Source organism: Aeromonas sp. sif2433, assembly GCF_019218705.1.
Lineage (GTDB): Bacteria > Pseudomonadota > Gammaproteobacteria > Enterobacterales > Aeromonadaceae > Aeromonas > Aeromonas encheleia.
In genome coordinates this window covers 57,381-70,594 of sequence record NZ_JAHUXD010000010.1, presented here as the reverse complement: position 1 = coordinate 70,594, position 13,214 = coordinate 57,381, and the positions used below count along the sequence as shown (strand labels likewise).

18 protein-coding genes are annotated in these 13,214 nt (G+C 63.1%); 7 read left to right on the top strand and 11 right to left on the bottom strand.

What is annotated here, in order from left to right:
• Nucleotides 1-10 precede the first annotated feature (10 nt).
• Nucleotides 11-310 carry a hypothetical protein gene (locus tag KW825_RS15725; protein ID WP_042654206.1) on the top strand — a complete coding sequence of 100 codons (300 nt, stop codon included), beginning with the start codon at nucleotides 11-13 and terminating at the stop codon, nucleotides 308-310.
• Entirely contained in the window at nucleotides 300-410 is a 111-nt protein-coding gene (locus KW825_RS20755; RefSeq protein WP_218329791.1) for a Kazal-type serine protease inhibitor domain-containing protein, read from the top strand. The genes KW825_RS15725 and KW825_RS20755 overlap by 11 nt, the downstream gene beginning before the upstream one ends.
• Here KW825_RS20755 and KW825_RS15715 read toward each other — a convergent pair.
• From KW825_RS15715 to KW825_RS15705, 3 genes are all read right to left on the bottom strand, one after another.
• A complete protein-coding gene (locus KW825_RS15715) occupies nucleotides 387-917 on the bottom strand; it encodes a DUF4136 domain-containing protein (protein WP_218329732.1) in 531 nt (176 codons plus the stop codon). The genes KW825_RS20755 and KW825_RS15715 overlap by 24 nt on opposite strands.
• 15 nt (nucleotides 918-932) lie before the next feature.
• Nucleotides 933-1,802 carry a phosphoribulokinase gene (locus tag KW825_RS15710; protein ID WP_042654204.1) on the bottom strand — a complete coding sequence of 290 codons (870 nt, stop codon included), beginning with the start codon at nucleotides 1,800-1,802 and terminating at the stop codon, nucleotides 933-935.
• Between the two features lie 251 nt (nucleotides 1,803-2,053).
• Complete coding sequence (locus KW825_RS15705) at nucleotides 2,054-2,296, bottom strand: YheU family protein (protein ID WP_042654203.1); 243 nt, start codon at nucleotides 2,294-2,296, stop codon at nucleotides 2,054-2,056.
• A gap of 89 nt (nucleotides 2,297-2,385) precedes the next feature.
• Between KW825_RS15705 and KW825_RS15700 the strand changes: the two genes are divergently transcribed.
• Nucleotides 2,386-3,537, top strand: a complete 1,152-nt coding sequence (locus KW825_RS15700) for a GGDEF domain-containing protein (RefSeq protein WP_218329731.1) — start codon at nucleotides 2,386-2,388, stop codon at nucleotides 3,535-3,537.
• Here the strand turns inward: KW825_RS15700 and KW825_RS15695 are convergent.
• The 3 genes from KW825_RS15695 to KW825_RS15685 all read right to left on the bottom strand — a co-directional run bounded on the left by KW825_RS15695 (nucleotide 3,519) and on the right by KW825_RS15685 (nucleotide 6,301).
• On the bottom strand, nucleotides 3,519-4,502 hold the full coding sequence (locus KW825_RS15695) for a hydrolase (RefSeq protein ID WP_218329730.1): 984 nt from the start codon (nucleotides 4,500-4,502) through the stop codon (nucleotides 3,519-3,521). The two genes, KW825_RS15700 and KW825_RS15695, sit on opposite strands and share 19 nt — an antisense overlap.
• Nucleotides 4,503-4,562: 60 nt before the next feature.
• The gene (locus KW825_RS15690) at nucleotides 4,563-5,462 is read right to left on the bottom strand and encodes a chemotaxis protein (RefSeq protein WP_218329729.1); all 900 of its coding nucleotides are present in this window, start codon (nucleotides 5,460-5,462) and stop codon (nucleotides 4,563-4,565) included.
• A 143-nt stretch (nucleotides 5,463-5,605) separates the two neighbouring features.
• Nucleotides 5,606-6,301, bottom strand: coding sequence for a hypothetical protein (locus KW825_RS15685; protein WP_218329728.1), 696 nt, complete (start codon nucleotides 6,299-6,301; stop codon nucleotides 5,606-5,608).
• A gap of 39 nt (nucleotides 6,302-6,340) precedes the next feature.
• On the opposite strand from KW825_RS15685, the gene KW825_RS15680 reads away from it, so the two are divergent.
• Together KW825_RS15680 and KW825_RS15675 are read left to right on the top strand one after the other, a co-directional pair.
• The gene (locus KW825_RS15680) at nucleotides 6,341-6,547 is read left to right on the top strand and encodes a YheV family putative zinc ribbon protein (protein WP_033130616.1); all 207 of its coding nucleotides are present in this window, start codon (nucleotides 6,341-6,343) and stop codon (nucleotides 6,545-6,547) included.
• A gap of 222 nt (nucleotides 6,548-6,769) precedes the next feature.
• The gene (locus KW825_RS15675) at nucleotides 6,770-7,411 is read left to right on the top strand and encodes a peptidylprolyl isomerase (protein WP_042654199.1); all 642 of its coding nucleotides are present in this window, start codon (nucleotides 6,770-6,772) and stop codon (nucleotides 7,409-7,411) included.
• Nucleotides 7,412-7,477: 66 nt separating this feature from the next.
• Here the strand turns inward: KW825_RS15675 and KW825_RS15670 are convergent, their stop codons facing one another.
• A complete protein-coding gene (locus tag KW825_RS15670) occupies nucleotides 7,478-7,693 on the bottom strand; it encodes a SlyX family protein (protein WP_025328072.1) in 216 nt (71 codons plus the stop codon).
• 14 nt (nucleotides 7,694-7,707) lie between these two features.
• On the bottom strand, nucleotides 7,708-8,676 hold the full coding sequence (locus KW825_RS15665) for a WD40 repeat domain-containing protein (RefSeq protein ID WP_218329727.1): 969 nt from the start codon (nucleotides 8,674-8,676) through the stop codon (nucleotides 7,708-7,710).
• Between the two features lie 119 nt (nucleotides 8,677-8,795).
• Here KW825_RS15665 and fkpA point away from each other — a divergent pair, with 119 nt between their 5' ends.
• Together fkpA and KW825_RS15655 are read left to right on the top strand one after the other, a co-directional pair.
• The gene (gene fkpA, locus KW825_RS15660; protein ID WP_042654197.1) at nucleotides 8,796-9,602 is read left to right on the top strand and encodes an FKBP-type peptidyl-prolyl cis-trans isomerase; all 807 of its coding nucleotides are present in this window, start codon (nucleotides 8,796-8,798) and stop codon (nucleotides 9,600-9,602) included.
• 148 nt (nucleotides 9,603-9,750) lie between these two features.
• Nucleotides 9,751-11,154, top strand: coding sequence for a sigma-54 dependent transcriptional regulator (locus KW825_RS15655; RefSeq protein WP_218329726.1), 1,404 nt, complete (start codon nucleotides 9,751-9,753; stop codon nucleotides 11,152-11,154).
• Between the two features lie 161 nt (nucleotides 11,155-11,315).
• On the opposite strand, the gene KW825_RS15650 is transcribed toward KW825_RS15655, so the two are convergent.
• The 3 genes from KW825_RS15650 to KW825_RS15640 form a co-directional block, all read right to left on the bottom strand.
• The gene (locus tag KW825_RS15650) at nucleotides 11,316-12,182 is read right to left on the bottom strand and encodes a tetratricopeptide repeat protein (RefSeq protein WP_218329725.1); all 867 of its coding nucleotides are present in this window, start codon (nucleotides 12,180-12,182) and stop codon (nucleotides 11,316-11,318) included.
• Nucleotides 12,183-12,295: 113 nt separating this feature from the next.
• Nucleotides 12,296-12,631 carry a hypothetical protein gene (locus tag KW825_RS15645; RefSeq protein ID WP_042654195.1) on the bottom strand — a complete coding sequence of 112 codons (336 nt, stop codon included), beginning with the start codon at nucleotides 12,629-12,631 and terminating at the stop codon, nucleotides 12,296-12,298.
• A 216-nt stretch (nucleotides 12,632-12,847) separates the two neighbouring features.
• Entirely contained in the window at nucleotides 12,848-13,189 is a 342-nt protein-coding gene (locus KW825_RS15640; protein ID WP_042654194.1) for a DUF2956 domain-containing protein, read from the bottom strand.
• Between the last annotated feature and the right edge of the window lie 25 nt (nucleotides 13,190-13,214).

Here is a 13,214-nt window from a genome sequence, read left to right as displayed (position 1 = left end):
GGAAAGTGCGATGAAAAAGATGATAATGTTGCTTCCCCTGTTCGGACTGGCCGCCTGCAGCATGCCGCAGCCGACCCAGTATCAATACAGTCAGTATCAGTGTGGGGAAGAGATGTTGGCCATCACCTATGATGCCCAGGCCGACATGGTGCAGTTCCCTTACGCCGGGGTGTATCACAAGCTGGGTCGCATCGAGTCGGCCAAAGATACCGCCAGCTATTCCGATGGGGTGACCACCTTCTCCCATCAGGACAAGCATGCCACCCTGGTGCAAAAAGGCGTGACGCTGCTCAGCTGCGATCTCAAGTAACCGTCATCGGTATCAGCCAGTGTGTGCCAACAACGGCCTGCAACATGCAGGCCGTTGTGCTATGAGGCGAACGGCATCAGCGGGGCAGGGCGCCCAATAATTGCTCGGCCAGCTGCTGGCTCAATTGCTGGCGGGTCGCGTCGTCGATGGGGGTGTCGCTGGCGAGCTGGATGGCGCTGCTCCACAGCGTCTGCTGGGTCTGCCGATCGAGCAGCATGATGGCCAGGGTGCCCTTGCGTGCATCGGCGCCGGCCTGCAGGCCAGGTGTCATGCCGAGACGGGAAAATATCTCGCCATCGCTCATGTCCTTGCTGCCCGCCACCCCGATGGCGACCCAGACGTCGGCCTCATCGAGCGGCACGCTCTGCCAGCCCTTGCCGTTGAGATCCCGGCTGACGGCCTGCTGCACCGGCTCCAGCCAGCCCGCCGCACTGTTGCTCGCATACTGGAACTGCTCGGCCAGCGCATAGCGCGGCGTCGCCCCGTAGCGCCAGTTGTCCGCCGGGCGCACCACCATGGTGCCCGTCTCGACGGCGGGGGCGGCGGGGCCCGTGCTACAACCCGCCAGCAGGCTGGCCAACATGAATGAAAGAAGTGCACCGCGCATCGTAAGCTCCTTGGCTCAGGTGATCTTGCCGGTTTCTAACAGCTGCTGGATCAGGGGGCGCAGGATCAGCTCCATCGCGAAGCCCATCTTGCCCCCCGGCACCACTATGGTGTTCATCCTGGACATGAAGGCGCCATCGATCATCGACAGCAGGTAGGGGAAGTCCACCTGCTTGATGCCCCGAAACCGGATCACCAGCATACTCTCGTCCAGGCTGGGTATCACCTTGGCGCTGAAGGGGTTGGAGGTATCGACGGTCGGTACCCGCTGGAAGTTGATGTGGGTGCGGGAGAACTGCGGCGTGATGAAGTTGATGTAGTCATCCATGGAGCGGACGATGGAGTCGGTGACCGCCTCGCGGGAGTGGCCGCGCTCCGAGGTGTCGCGGATGAGTTTCTGGATCCACTCCAGGTTGACGATGGGCACCACGCCGATGAGAAAGTCCACGTGGCGTGCCACGTTGTGCTCGCCGGTGACCACGCCGCCGTGCAGGCCCTCATAGAACAGCAGATCTGTCTCCCCCGGCAGATCCTGCCAGGGGGTGAAGGTGCCCGGCATCTGGTTGAAGGGCACCGCCTCGTCGAAGCTGTGCAGATAGCGCCGATACTGGCCGCTGCCGCTCTGGCCGTACTCCTGGAAGAAGGACTCCAGCAGGCCGAAGTCGTTGGCCTCGGGGCCGAAATAGCTGATGTGGCGCCCCTGCTCGCGCGCCTTGCGGATCGCCACGTCCATCTCGGGTCGGGTATAGCGATGAAAACTGTCCCCCTCGACCACGGCCGCCTGATAACCCAGCTGATGAAACATGGATCGGAAGGCATTGGTGGAGGTGGAGGTGCCGGCCCCGGACGAACCGGTAACCGCGATGATGGGATGCTTGGCCGACATAGCGTTCTCTCTTCCTTGGGAGTTCCGTTATAAGGGCAGGGCCGGAGTGCGGTCAAGTGCGCCTTCGATGCCCGGCCGCAGGCATTGGCCGCCCGGGGCCAGCTTCCTGGCCGCGGCAATGGAGTCAGGGGTTGTCGCAGCCTGCGCCGGACATGGCCCGCTCCCGGTGTCGGCAGGGTATCATTCCCGGTTTGACATCAAGCCTCCGCTGGCTGCCTCCATCCATGTCCCGGTTGAGAACAGGATAGGCGTTATTCCGGGTAGTCTTCCCGTGGTGCACCGCTCAGGGTCGCCTTGGGCACGACGTTGACACTCTCGTGCAGCTCGCTGTAGACGAGCACGGCACTACCTTGTAGTAATTGTTGTCTGACCTCATCAACCTTGTCGGCCAGGCTGACATCTTGTTCACCGTATTCGGTGCCTTCTTGCAAGACAAAATGCTCGAGCAGGTTGTTGAGGGTATCTGGATCCAGCTCTTGCCAGGGGATAATCATGGTTTCATCTTCAGTGACGCGCGTGTGGATATTGTCTGCGTCTCGCCCGCAATCGCAAGGGATTTGTGTGGCCAAAAGCGGGAGTGTCTATGCTATCTGCTGAACAGCGCCGCCTCTCCAGTCATTTCGATCAGCACCTGAACGAGGCGCGCCGGCGCGCCCTGAAAGCCGGGCTGCGCTGGTACTGGGTCATCAATCTGATCGCCATCCTGTTCTTGCTGACCCGTTTCTACATTTTTCGGGATGCTCACCTGTTGCTCGTCAACGCCCTGCCCTGGTCCTATGAGTGGCAGCTCATCACCATGGCTTGCGTATGTCTGCTGCTACCAATGGGGTGGCTATGGCTCTCCCGACAACCTCATGCCGTCTGGCAACCCTCTCTGTGGGTCTGCGGCCTGTGCTGGGGTATGGCTTGGGCGTCGGTGGGGTATACCATCTCGATCGTCGACTTGAAGGGGGGCTTCAACCTTATCTTCAACATGATCAGCCTGCTGCTGCTGACTGGCCTCATCGCCTCTTATTGCGATGTGCGGCTGTTCTACACGCTGGCGGCGGCCCCCTTGTCTTTTCTGTTGGCACGAGCCTCATGGAGCCCCGAACAGTTCGTCATGCTCAACTTTATTGTGGTCGGGGTGCTGCTGATCGTGCTGGAGACCGGGCGACGGATGCTCAACAGCTGGTTCGAGCTGGCGGTGTCGCGGGAGCACGAGAATCTGGTGCTGGCCCGCAAGCTGGATGCCATGGCCAATCGGGACCCCCTGACCGGGCTCGCCAACCGCCGTCACTTCGATCGGGTCTGCAAGAACGCCATCGCACAAGGCACGACCCTGGAGACGCCGCTCACGCTGATCCTGCTCGACGTGGATTTCTTCAAACGTTACAACGATCACTACGGTCACCAGGCCGGCGATGAGTGTCTGATCCTGGTGGCCGAGTGTCTGGAAGAGAGCGCGCGCGAGTCCGGCGATCTGGTGGCCCGTTACGGCGGAGAGGAGTTTGTGGTGTTGCTGCAAGACACGGATCTGGCGGGTGGCGAGCGGGTCGCCGAGCGCATCCGCCATACCCTGGCGGCTCGCGCCCTGCCCCATGAGGGGTCAGCGGTGGCGCCCCATCTCACCCTGAGTCAGGGCATAGCCCAATGGCACCAGGGAGAGAGCCTGGTCATGCTGCTCGAGCGGGTGGATGGCGCCCTCTATCAAGCCAAGGGGGAGGGGCGCAACTGCTACCGGCTCGCGCCCTGAGTCTGTTCCCGCAGCCACAGGCTGATCCGCTCCTCCAGCCAGAAGCGGGGCCGCCAGGGGGTGCCGTGCAGGAAGCCCACGTGGCCGCCGCGCCGGCTCAGCTCGTAGCGCACCATGGGGGAGAGTTGCTCAGGTTGCGGGATCACCGCCTGGGACATGAAGGGATCGTCGGCGGCATGGAGCACCAGGGTCGGGATGGGGATCCGGGCCAGCAGGCTGAGGCCGGAGCAGGTCCGGTAGTAGTGATCTGCACTGTCGAAGCCGTGCAGGGGGGCGGTGACCTGCTCGTCGAAGTCGCGCAGGGTGGCGATGCGACTCACCTGCTCAGGCTGCCAGCGGGCGCCGGCGGCGCCCTGGTGGCGGATCTTGCTCTGCAGGTTGGCGCGCATGGTGCGCAGCAAGTAGCGCTGATACACCCGTGAGAACCCCTGATTGACCCGATCGGCGCAGCTGGCCAGCTGCAGCGGCGCCGAGATCACCACAGCGGCCGTCAATTCGCCCGGGCAGCCGCGCGCCAGCAGATTGACCAGCATGTTGCCACCCAGGGAGTAGCCGATGGCGATCATCGGTTTGCCGGGGAAGCGGCGGCCGAGCTCGGCGATCAGCGCCTGCGCATCCTCGATGGCACCGGAGTGATAGGCCCGCAGCAGCCGGTTCGGCTCACCGCTGCAACCACGGAAATGCATCAGCACCGCCTCATCCCCCTGCCGCTGAAGGTGGGCAAACAGCCCCTTGGCATAGTGGGAGTGGATGCTGCCCTCCAGGCCGTGAAACAGCACCAGCAGCGGCCGGGCATCCTGGCTGATGGGCCCGCTCCAGGCGAGATCGACGAAGTCGCCATCCGCCAGCTCGAACCGCTCAGCGACGAAGCGCGCCGGCGTGCGGCGCAGCCACTTCGGCAATATGGTCTGCAGATGGGGATTGCGGGCCCACCAGGGGGCGTGGAAGTGGCTTTCTGTCAGCATGAGACGGCTCTGGCTCTAAGTAGCGGGCGGCGAGCCTCTGCTCTCTGCTCGCCGCAGTGGTCAGGCGGGCAGGCGGTCGTGGTGTTCGGCGCCGCGCAGCATGGCCTGGATCAGTTCGTTGGCCTCAAACTTGGTCAGCGCCTCATGGGCCCCGACCTGATGGGCCCGCTCCACGCTGATCTCGCTGGAGAGGGAGGTGTGCAGGATGATGTAGGCCTCCGCCAGCTTGGCGTCGCTCTGCACCTCGAAGGCCAGCTCGTAACCGTCGAGCCCCGGCATCTCGATGTCGCTCACCAGTATGTCGATGGGGCTGCCCTGGCCGACCCTGGCCTGCATCAGGCTGAGGGCATCGCGGCCGTTGGTGCACACCTCGTAGGGAATGTTGATGTAATCGAGGGCCGCCATCAACTGGCGGCGGGCGACGGAGGAGTCGTCCACCAGCAGGATACGCATCGGCTTGAGCCGCTCACGCTGCACATCGGTCAGCACGGGATAGAGATGGCTGGGATCGTCCGGATAGACCCGGGACAAAATCAGCTCCACGTCCAGCAGCTGGATCAGCTGCTCGCCCAGCTTGGTCACCCCGGTCACGAACACGTTCTGGCCGAGGGAGGGGGGCGGCGGCTCTATGTCACGCCAGTTGCACTCGGTGATCTTGTCGATGCCGCGCACCAGGAAGCCCACCAGGGTGCGGCGGCAATCGGTGATGATGATGAAGCACTGCGCCATCTCTTCCCTGGCGATGCGCCTGTAACCCACCGCCATCGCCATGTCGATCACCGGTATGGTGGTGCCGCGCATGCTGGCGGCACCCAGCACGGTCGGGTGCGAGTGCGGCATGGCAGTGAGCTGGGTGTAGGGAACTATCTCCTTCACCTTGAGGGTACCGATGGCGAAGGATTGTCGGGCAGAGAGGTGAAACAGCAACATGCCCTGGGATTGGTTGGCCTTGCTCGTCATGGCGGATGTCCTGTTGAACTAAACGGTGGCGGTCGGCTTGGCATTCAGCATAGAGGATGATGAAAGCGATGAGCTGCCTGTTATTAACGGCCGCCGGCCATGAAACTGGATCGCTTTCACCATTATTTGTTTCCTCATCCGGCTTACTGGGCGGGCTGCTGCGACAGGGTGTCGAGTGCCAGTCCGAGCCAGCGTTGGCAGGCGCCGTCCAGCGCCGTCTCATCCCGATAGCCGAGCTTGGCCAGCACCTGAGCGGGCTTGCTGCCGCTTCTGAGCAGACGCACCGCCTGCAGCAACTGCCACTGGGGGCGCAGGGCATCGGCCGCCAGGGCGGGATCCTCGATGCCACGCTGGGCGAGGCAGGCCTGCCAGGCCGCATCGCCATCCGGTTGCCCACTCGCCAGCGCCCGCCAGGCGGCCTGCAGCGGTTGGTCTGCCTGCGACTGGATGGGGCAGTATTGCAACTCGTCGAGGATGACCTGCAGGCGATGACCGTGGGCGCCCTGCCAGTCGATGGGCCTAGACCAGTTGGCCAGGCTGTCCAGCAGGGCATCCATCAGCGGGGTAGGCTGCAACCAGCCCGCCTGGGCGGGTTGGGCCACCCGCAGGGAGCAGGTCAACCGATCGTAACGGCAGCCCGCCAGGGGCGTGAAGGCGGCGAGGGCATCGGCGCACAGCCAGAACTGCTTGCCCGCCGTCAGCAGCAGCTCATGGGAGCCGAGTCTCAGCAGCGCCGCTCCCCGGGTGACGCGCAGCAACTGACCCAGGGGGGAACGTTTGCGGGCACCGACCTGCAGATGAGGCGTGGAAAAATGCTGATATTCGATGGCGTGATGCATGTAAAAATCCTGATATGATGCTGCCTGGAGGTAACGCAAATGGAAACCAGACGTAAAAAACGCTTCATTGCCGGTGCAGTTTGCCCGGCGTGCGGCAAGATGGACACCATGATGCTGTATATGGAGCATGGAGTCGAGAAGGTGACCTGTGTCGACTGTGGGGATACCCAGGTGCAGACCCAGGCCGAGGTAGACAAGGCCACCCGCGAGGCCGAGCAGGTGATAGGGGTGTTCCGCCCCGAGTAAAGGCGAGCCGGATGGCCGGAGTGGGCGAGGCCATCCGCGAGGCCAAACCTGGGCTCTGGCTGTTGAGTCCCGAGTGAGGGGCCTTCTTATATACCCGGGGTGAGACGAGGCTCGTTTTGGACTGCTGACTTTTTCAGCATGCCGGAGCGGGGCAGATCATATGCTTGGCCACCTTTTTGAGGTATTCTGGGCCCGTTTTTTTCTATCCGCAGGATCCCTGACATGAAAGTAGCTCCCCTGAGCGTGGTTACGCTGGAATACACGGTCACCGACGAACACGGTGAAGTCATCGACACCACTGTCGGTAAAGAGCCTCTGGTGTATCTGCACGGTACCCGTTATCTGGTCGCCGGCCTCGAAGCCGAGCTGGAAGGTCGCAGTGTGGGCGAGGCGTTCGACGTCACCCTGACGCCGGGCCAGGCCTACGGCGAGTATGACGAGACTCTGGTGCAGGAAGTGCCCGGCGAGCTGTTCGATGGCATGGAAGTGTCTGAAGGGGATACTTTTGTTGCCGAGACCGACGATGGCCACCGTCCGGTGACCGTCATCGAGGTCTCCGAAGAGTTCATCAAGGTGGATGGCAACCATCCGCTGGCCGGTGTGACCCTGGGCTTCAAGGTCGAGATCCAGGACGTGCGTGCCGCGACCGCCGAAGAGCTGGCCCACGGCCACGTTCACGGTGCCGGTGGCTGCGGTCACGATCATGGCCATGACCACGATCACGACCATGGTGATGACCATGGCCACGGCGGTTGCTGCGGTGGTGGCCATGGCCACGATCACGGTCACGACCATGGTGAGGAGAAGGGCCACGGCGGTTGCTGCGGTGGTGGCGGTTGCGGTGGCAAGGGTCACCAGCACTGAGTTCAGCCTCTGGCTTGATAAAAAAACCCGCGTCTATCGCGGGTTTTTTTATGGGCCGGCAGCGGCTCAATAATGGGGCGGTGGCGTCTCTTCGGCCATGCTGGCGATCTGGCTGGGTTGCACGCTCTGCAGCTTGTCCACCAGCAGCTGGATCTGATGCTTGAGCCGATCGAGTTCACGGCCCTGGGTGGTCACCTCCTCATTGAGTTGCTCCACCGTGTATTCGGCATAGGCGAGACGGCTTTCCAGGGTCTCGAGGCGATCGTTAAGTTGCTGACTCATGGGCCTTTTGGTCCTTACTTGATTGTCCAGATTTCGGCCAGGCCACTGGAACTGGCGCTGACGAGGTGACTATTGTCGCGCAAAGCCACGCCGTAGACCACAGCGCTCGGCGGTTTCACCTTGGGATGGGGGGAGACGCGCCAGCTCTGCAGCAGGCTGCCGTCGCTGACCCGCCACAGGGAGAGCTGGCGGGAGGGGGCGCCGGTGATGAGCCAGTTGCCGTCGTTGGCGAAGCGGGCGCTGGTATGGACCTCGAAGCGGTGATCGAATCTCAGCCGGCTCTGCTCCTTGCCGGTCTTGAGATCCCAGATGCTGGCCTGGCGGCTGTCGGCGGTGAAGGCGAAACGCCCGGCGGGATCTAGCCTGGCCATCACCACCCTGCCGCCGTGGTTGAAGCGCCACACTACTTGCCCGGAGCGGGTGTCCCACAGGTAGGCGCTGTAGTCGTTGCCGCCGGTGAGGGCGTAGCGGCCATTGGCGGAGAGATCCACGGTATTGACCTGCTCGGTGTGGCCGAGAAACTGGATCCTGCGCCCGCTCTGGGTATCGATCAGCTCGGCCTTGCCATCTTCGCGGCCGATCAGCACCTGGCGACCGTCCGCCGAGAGTGCCGCATCCCTCAGGTTGGATTCAGGAAGCGAATAGTAGCCTTGGGACTGGCCATCTTGCAGACGCCAGATGGCGAAGCGGTGTTGGGAGGCGGTGATGGCATGGCTGTCATCCGGTGAGAAACGGGTGAGGGTGACGAAGTCGTTCTGGTCATCGGACTGGCGCCAGCGCCAGAGTTCCTTGCCCTGTTCCAGGTCCCAGACGACGGTGCCCTGGCTCAGGCTGGAGACGATGGCCAGCTTGCCGTCAGCGGTCAGATCCGCACTCAGCAAGCCCTGGTTGGCGACGCGGATCTGCTGGCTAGGAAGGGGGCTCTGTTCGCAACCTGTCAGCATCAGACAAATAGCGATGAGATAAATGGCACTTTTGATCATTTTTCCTGTCTCATGCTTTCGTTACCTGCGATCACGGCGTTAGTATAAGGCGCTTATCACGATAAACCTCTCATTTCACGAAGGAACCGAGAGCGGTATTTAGAGTTTTGGAGAAACTGATGAACAATTTTCTGAAGGTGTCCCTGTTGGCTGCGGCCGTTGCCGTAGGTCTGACTGCTTGCCAAAAAGATGAGAAGCCCGCTGCGAACACCGCAGAGGTCAAGGCAGAAGCCAGCAAGCCGGCAGAGGCCCCCAAGGCTGAAGCCAAGAGCTTTGAAGAGCAATCCGGCTATGCAATTGGCCTCTCCATGGGTCGTTATATCGCCAATACGCTGGAGCGCCAGCAGGAGCTTGGCATCAAGCTGGACAACTCCGTCATCCTCAAAGGGGTGACCGACGGTCTGGGCAAAGACGCCAAGATGACTGACGAGGAGATCCAGAAGGTTCTGCAGCAGTACGACGCCAAGATCAACGAGTTGACCAAGGCCAAGGCTGACAAAGATGCCGTGGAAAACCAGAAGAAGGGTGAAGAGTACCTGGCCGCCAACGCCAAGAAAGAAGGCGTGAAGAGCACCGAGTCCGGCCTGCAATACCTGGTCGAGAAGATGGGTGACGGCGCCAAGCCGAAGGCCACCGACATCGTCAAGGTGCACTACACCGGTACCCTGACCGATGGCACCAAGTTCGACAGCTCCGTCGACCGTGGCGAGCCGGCGACCTTCCCGCTGAACCAGGTGATCCCGGGCTGGACCGAAGGCGTGCAGCTGATGCCGGTCGGTTCCAAGTTCAAGTTCTTCCTGCCGTCCAAGCTGGCCTATGGCGAGCACGGTGCAGGCTCCATCCCGGCGAACGCCGTGCTGGTATTCGACGTCGAGCTGCTGGCCATCGAGAAGCCGGCTGCCGAAGCCGACAACACCAAGAAATAAGCAGGATACTGCACAAAAACGGCTCCTCAGGGAGCCGTTTTTACTTGTGTCGCTCGCCGTCGGCGGGAGAAAGAGGCTGGCCGCGGCTTGAGTGTGTGGCGGCTAACCCCCAGAATAGACAACAAAATCAATCGCAAGGATGGATCCCGTGGCTGAAAGCAAACCTCGCGTCCTGCTGGTGGAAGACACCCGCAGTCTGGCTGTCGTCTATGAACAGTACCTGGCCCAGGATGGCTATGAGGTGCTGCTGGCCGACTGTGGCCAGCAGGCGCTGGCACAGCTGCTGGCCAGCCCGCCGCCGGTGGTGCTGCTGGATCTGGAACTGCCCGACATGTCCGGCATGGAGATCCTGCAGCAGATCACCGAGCAGCAACTGCCCTGCTCGGTGGTGGTGATCACCGCCCACGGCTCGGTGGACGTGGCGGTGGAGGCGATGCGCCACGGGGCCTTCGACTTCCTGACCAAGCCGTTCGATAGCAAGCGGCTGTGTGCCACCGCCCGCAATGCCCTGACCCATCAGCAGCTGAGTTCGCTGGTGGCCCAGTACAGGGAGAACTTCGAGCGCAGCTCCTTCGCCGGCTTCATCGGTGCCTCCATGCCGATGCAGGCGGTGTATCGCATCATCGAGAGCGCGGCGCCGAGCAAGGCGACCGTGTTCATCACCGGCGAGAGCGGGACCGGCAAGGAGGTGTGTGCCGAGGCCATTCATCAATGCAGCCCGCGCCGGGAGCAACCCTTCATCGCGCTCAACTGCGCCGCCATCCCGCACGATCTGATGGAGAGCGAGATCTTCGGCCACGTGAAGGGCTCCTTCACCGGCGCCCAGGGGGATCGCAAGGGGGCGGCCAGCCTGGCCGACGGCGGCACCCTGTTCCTCGACGAGATCTGCGAGATGGATCTCGACTTGCAGAGCAAGCTGCTGCGCTTCATCCAGACCGGCACCCTGCAGCGGGTCGGCAGCGGCAAGCTGGAGACGGTGGACGTGCGTTTCGTCTGCGCCACCAACCGGGATCCCCTGGTGGAGGTGAAGGCGGGGCGTTTTCGGGAGGATCTCTACTACCGCCTGCACGTGATCCCCCTCAGCCTGCCGCCGCTGCGCGAGCGCGGCGAGGACATACTGCTGCTGGCCCGCGACCTCCTGCTGCGTTATGCCAAGGAGGAGAACAAGCGCTTCCGGGATTTCGATGGCGATGCGGTGCGGGTGCTGCTCGATTACCCCTGGCCGGGCAACGTGCGCGAGCTGCAGAACGTGGTGCGCAACATAGTGGTGCTCAACGACAGGGAGTGGGTGAGCACGGACATACTGCCGCCGCCCCTCAACGGCCGCCGGGGCGGCCCGGTGCCGCTGGTCACCGCGACCCAGGCAGACGCGGCTGCCCCAACGCCGCTCAATGCCCCCATCCGCCCGCTCTGGCTGGTGGAGAAGGAGGCCATAGAGCAGGCCATCGCCAGCTGTGATGGCAACATTCCCAAGGCCGCGGCCCTGCTGGAGATCAGTCCCTCCACCATTTACCGCAAGAAGCAGAATTGGGAAGAGGCGAACCAGCTCTGAAGAGCTGATTGAAGATCAGCCGCTCAACCTCTATCTATCGCAAGAAGCAGGGCTGGGAAGAGGCGAACATAGCCTGAGGCGGGGGGCGGGATGGCATCCGTCATCCTGGGCAGATGCGCTTGTGTGCGGGGCGGCCAACTGGCCGCCCCGCTGTGTTATTGCTAGAGCTTGGCGAGGCGCTTGAGCCTGGCCAGCCGCTCTGCCTCGTTGGCCTGCAGCCAGCCATCCTGTGACAGCAGAAACCAGGCGCGGGCAAAGTATTCGGTCACCGCAGGATCATTCAGCGCCAGCGCATTCTCCCCCAGCTCTTCAAACACATAGCCATCCTCGGGGACGCCGGCTGCGGCCATGTCGTCCCGCAGTTGCGTCAGCTCGGCCATGGCCCGCTCATGTTGGTCCTGGGCCCGACTCAGGCGCGCCAGGCTCCAGCGGGCGATGAAGGCCTTGGCCTGGTTGTTGTGCTGCTCGTGCCAGGCCAGGCATTTTTGCTGGCAGACGATGGCCTCGTCAATGCGGCCCAGCTCGAACAGGGTCCAACCCTGATTGTTGTAGAGGGTGGCGAGCCAGCCGCGCACCCGCTTGTCCTGGCTGCGCTCGGCCAATGCCATCGCCAGCTGATGCCAGCGGCTCTGTTCTTCCAGCGGGGCGGCGATGGCCACCATGTGGGCCGCATCGATAGCCAGATAGCGCTCCTCGTGCTTCACTCCCTGCTGCCAGGCCTGTTCAAACAGGGCTCTGGCACGGGCCTTGTCGCCAGCGGAGTTGAACGTCCGCCCTCGCTCCAGCAGGGTACGAAGGCGGGCCCGCGGGGTGGCATCGGTGAGGCGGGGTTCTATCTCGTCGAGCAGCCGATGGGCCTGGTCGAACTGGCGTTGCAGCGAATGGGTGCGGGCTATCTGGGTGAGCAGCTCCAGCTCGAGTTGCAGGTCGACAGCGCGCGCCGCAGGAAGAAGCGCGTGAAAACGCAGGGCGGTGGCGGCGGGATCTTGATAATCCCACTGCGCCATGAAATCGGATGCATTGTCCATCTGGCCTCCTTGCCGGTTATCCGCCCACCAAGATGCCTGCAGGCCATTGTTTGTACAAGAGGCGCCCGTCACAGGGCGCCTCTTGGTCCGTCAGATATCACCACTTTCTGCTGTCAATACACCATGGCCAGGCTCATCAGCATCAGACCGAGGGCGGCGAAGGCGCCCTCCTTGATGGCGAGGCGGGGCACCAGCGCCTTGGGCAGCGCCGGGAACAGGCAGAGCGCGAAGCCAAGCCCGGGCATCAGCCAGTGAAAGCCCGGGCTGCGCAGGGCCGGATCGGCGGCGCCATTGATGACGATGAGCAGAATGAACAGGGTGAAGGCGGGCAGGATGAACCAGCGGGCGCTGCCGGCCGCGACGGCCCGCAGCGGCGAGATGCGATAGAGCACCAGGGTCACGATAAACAGTACCAGGGGGGCCAACAGATAGAGCGGGGCCGGGTTCATGATAGAGGGTCTCCAGACGGTGGATGAGTGGGGCCGAGTGCATCATCGTCCTGCCGGTGGCGGCAGGCAGGCGTGGCCTCGGCGCTGCACGGGGCAGGGACAGCGCGGCCCCAGGACGATGGGAGGCGGGATTTAATCAGCCGGCGCGGGACATGACCAGCCTGTCGGCCCCAGGCTGTGAAGCCGATCCCAGGCAAACCTTTGCCTGGAGTGGGATCAGCGCAGCCAGAACCAGGCGGCGGCAAAGCCCAGCCAGCTCAGCAGCAACAGGATCCAGGGCAAGGGATGCTGGCGCGAGACCTCGATTAGCTCGATCTCATGGGTCTCTTCCTCATGCTCGCCCTGCTGCGGCTGTTTCGCCTTGGCCTGCAGCTTCTTCTGGCGACTGGCCTCGCGGGCCCGTGCCTTCATCTGCTTCTTGTATTCGTCGACCCCCTTCTGGATCCCCTGGGCGATCAGCTGGGTCTGCTCCTTGGTCTGGCCCGGCTTCTGGTTGGCGCGGGCGATCTTCATCGCCTCTTGCTGGGTCTCGGGGGAAATCTTGTCGTACTTTGCCATTCACGGCTCTCCTTGGCATCGATTG